At 50.8% G+C, this 3,690-nt stretch carries 4 protein-coding genes; all 4 read left to right on the forward strand.

Annotated elements, in window-relative coordinates; translation table 11 throughout:
• The coding region (locus tag EA392_02410; protein TVR41101.1) for an NAD-dependent epimerase/dehydratase family protein at nt 1–689 on the forward strand (689 nt) is incomplete at its 5' end.
• A complete protein-coding gene (locus EA392_02415) occupies nt 689–1,264 on the forward strand; it encodes an N-acetyltransferase (protein TVR41102.1) in 576 nt (191 codons plus the stop codon). The genes EA392_02410 and EA392_02415, both read left to right, overlap by 1 nt.
• Nucleotides 1,261–2,313 carry a gfo/Idh/MocA family oxidoreductase gene (locus tag EA392_02420; GenBank protein ID TVR41103.1) on the forward strand — a complete coding sequence of 351 codons (1,053 nt, stop codon included), beginning with the start codon at nt 1,261–1,263 and terminating at the stop codon, nt 2,311–2,313. Before EA392_02415 ends, EA392_02420 begins: the two co-directional genes overlap by 4 nt.
• Nucleotides 2,313–3,602, forward strand: coding sequence for a nucleotide sugar dehydrogenase (locus EA392_02425; protein ID TVR41104.1), 1,290 nt, complete (start codon nt 2,313–2,315; stop codon nt 3,600–3,602). Before EA392_02420 ends, EA392_02425 begins: the two co-directional genes overlap by 1 nt.
• The last annotated feature ends 88 nt before the right edge of the window (nt 3,603–3,690 follow it).

The raw sequence follows: 3,690 nt of genomic DNA on the forward strand, positions 1-3,690 counted from the left end.
ATCTGCTGGGATTGGCAAAGGCTAAGTCGGCGCGGATACTCGTGGCCAGCACTTCTGAGGTATATGGCGACCCCACGGTTCACCCCCAAACCGAAGATTACTGGGGAAACGTGAATCCCGTTGGGCCGCGTGGCGTGTACGACGAGGCCAAGCGCTTTCAGGAAGCCATGACCATGGCTTACCATCGTTTTCACGGATTGGAAACACGCATTGTACGCATTTTCAATACCTATGGCCCTAGAATGCGGCTGAACGACGGCCGCGTACTACCTGCCTTTATCGGACAAGCATTGCGTGGCGAAGACCTCACCGTTTTTGGTGATGGCTCACAAACGCGGTCCTTTTGTTATGTGGATGATTTGGTGGAAGGAATCTACCGCCTGCTGATGAGCGATTACGTAGAGCCTGTAAACGTGGGCAATCCCGACGAAATTTCCATTCTGGATTTTGCCGAGGAAATTCTCAAACTCACCGGAACCAATCAGAAAATTGTTTTTCGTGAACTGCCCAAAGACGACCCCAAACAGCGCCGCCCTGATATTGCATTGGCGAGAAAGGTTTTAAACTGGGAGCCTGCCATTGACAGGGCAGAGGGCCTCAAGCGCACCTATGCCTATTTCCGCTCGCTGTCTGCCGAGGAACTGAACAAAAAAGAGCACTTCAGTTTCGAAAATTACATCCGAAAGTAATGGGCTACTTTGCGCACGAAACAGCAGTAATTGACGACGGTTGCGAGATTGGCGACGGTACCAGAATCTGGCATTTTAGCCATCTTATGACCGGCTGTAAACTCGGAGAAAACTGCAATCTCGGACAAAATGTGGTGGTATCCCCAGGCGTGCTGCTGGGCAACAACGTAAAAGTGCAGAACAACGTATCCATCTACTCAGGAGTGACCTGCGACGACGATGTGTTTCTCGGGCCTTCCATGGTGTTTACCAATGTAATCAATCCTCGCAGTGCCGTTAATCGCCGTGATGCCTACCTGCAAACGCACGTCGGCAAAGGAGCTACCATCGGTGCCAACGCAACGGTTGTATGCGGAAACGACATTGGGGCATTTGCCTTTATCGGAGCGGGTGCAGTGGTCACCAAAACAGTGCCGCCGTACGCCCTGGTGTTGGGCAACCCTGCACGCCAAATGGGCTGGATGAGTGAATACGGGCACAAGCTCGAATTTAATGCAGTAGGATTGGCTCAGTGCCCCGAGTCAGGGCAGCAGTACAAACTTGAAAACAACCAGGTAACACGTATAGAGCCATGACCCCTATTGGAGATAAAGTGCATTTTGCTGTAGTGGGTTGCGGTCATATTGGCAAGCGACACGCAGAGATGATTCGCCGCAGCGACGACGCTTCATTGGTTGCCCTTTGCGAGGTAAACGAAGATGGCAAAGCCTCTCTGGCCGAATATGAAGTGCCTGTTTACTCCGACATGGAAGAGATGCTCAAACAGCATCCGGAGATAGACGTGGTAAACATTTGTACTCCCAATGGCCTGCACGCAGAGCAGAGTATCCTGGCGCTTGAGCACCGCAAGCATGTGGTGTGCGAAAAACCGCTGGGACTCACCAAAGCAAGTTGTGAGCAGATTATCTTCAAGGCATTGCAGGTTTCCCGCCACGTATTTGGCGTCATGCAAAACCGGTACTCACCGCCTTCAGTGTGGCTCAAAGAAATGGTAGAATCGGGTCGCCTGGGAGATATTTATATGGTTCAAATCAACTGTTTCTGGAACCGCGACGACCGCTACTACAACAAAGCGGGCTGGAAGGGCACGGCCAATCTCGACGGAGGCACCCTCTTTACCCAGTTTTCGCATTTTATTGATATCATGTACTGGCTGTTTGGCGATATCGGTGATATCCAGGGGCGCTTTGCCGATTTCAACCACCAACATACTACCGATTTTGAAGACAGCGGAATGGTCAATTTCAGGTTTTTGAATGGAGGCCTCGGAAGTATTCACTACTCAACTTCCGTGTGGGATCAGAACCTGGAAAGCAGTATGACCATTATTGGCAGCAAAGGAAGCATCAAAGTGGGCGGGCAGTATATGAACCAGGTGGACTACTGCCACGTGGATAATTACACCATGCCAGAGCTGGACCAAAGCGGCCCGGCCAACGACTATGGTCCGTACAAAGGTAGTGCTGCCAACCACCACTTTATCATTGCCAATGTGGTGGATACGCTTCAAAACAAAACCATGGCTACCACCAACGCCCTCGAAGGATTGAAAGTGGTGGACATCATCGAAAGAATTTACGAATTGCGCAACCAAAGCAAGTTATACTACCCAAACAACAAATGATTTACGATAAATTAACCGCTAACGAAACGAAACTGGCCGTGATAGGCCTCGGATATGTAGGTTTGCCCATCGCCCTTGAATTTGCAAGGAAAATGAAAGTGATTGGCTTCGACATCAACCCCGAAAGAGTAAAGATGATGCAGAACAATCAGGACCCCAGCAATGAACTGGAGCCTGAGGCATTTGAAGGCTGCGATATCACCTTTACCGCCAACCCCGAAGACCTGCGCGAAGCCACTTTTTTTGTGGTGGCGGTTCCAACTCCCATTGACGACAGCAAAATGCCCGACCTCAAGCCGGTACTTTCGGCCTCCGTAACCGTGGGTAAAGTGCTGAAGCCGGGAGATTACGTGGTGTACGAATCTACCGTGTATCCAGGTTGTACCGAAGACGATTGCGTGCCCGTGCTTGAGCGCGAATCAGGCCTTAAGTTCAAGACAGATTTTAAAGTGGGCTACAGCCCTGAGCGCATTAACCCGGGCGATAAGGAGCATACCCTACGCTCGATTGTAAAAGTATCGTCGGGGTGCTGCGAGGAATCAGCCGAGCAAATTGCCAAAGTATATGAGTTGGTGGTAGATGCCGGTGTGCACCGCGCTTCGTCCATCAAGGTTGCCGAAGCCGCCAAGATTATCGAAAATACCCAGCGCGACGTGAACATTGCGTTGATCAATGAGCTTTCTATCATCTTTAACCGCATCGGAATCAACACCTATGAGGTGCTTGAAGCCGCCGGCACCAAGTGGAATTTTCTCAACTTCAAGCCGGGTTTGGTGGGAGGCCACTGCATTGGTGTGGATCCGTACTACCTCACCCACAAGGCAAAGCAGCTTGGTTACCACGCGCAAATCATCAACTCAGGTCGTTTTGTAAATGACAGCATGGGTGGTTATGTAGCCAAGCAAACGGTAAAGAAGATCATTGCAAAAGGCAAGAACATTGGTCAATGCAAAGTGCTCATCATGGGGGCAACGTTTAAGGAAAATGTGTCCGACATCCGCAACTCAAAGGTGGTAGATGTGGTTCGCGAATTTGAGTCGTTCAGTGTGAAGGTGGACGTGGTAGATCCGCATGCTGACAGCCATGAGCTGATGGAAGAGTACGGCTTTTCACTGGCAGAGCAGGCAAAAGGACCCTACGATGCAGTGGTGGTGGCCGTTAATCACAGCGAGTACAGCAGCCTCAGCGAGAGCGACTTTGCCGGTTTACTGAATGGCGACGGAATCCTGGTGGACCTGAAAGGTATTTACCGCGGAAAATTCAGCCGCTGGAATTACTGGAGTTTATAGTATCAGGGATTCACAAACACTTCCAGTCCGCGAACACCCATGTCAACGGGCACCTCGCCGGTAGCCTGAAAGCTGCTGTTGAGCGGCT

Source organism: Cryomorphaceae bacterium (assembly GCA_007695365.1).
In the GTDB taxonomy this organism is placed as follows: Bacteria; Bacteroidota; Bacteroidia; order Flavobacteriales_D; family SKUL01; genus SKUL01.

Bases quoted from the DNA above. Each gene is read 5' to 3' on its own strand.
- EA392_02415 (TVR41102.1), top strand. From the start codon at position 689: ATGGGCTACTTTGCGCACGAAACAGCAGTAATTGACGACGGTTGCGAG.
- EA392_02420 (TVR41103.1), top strand. From the start codon at position 1,261: ATGACCCCTATTGGAGATAAAGTGCATTTTGCTGTAGTGGGTTGCGGT.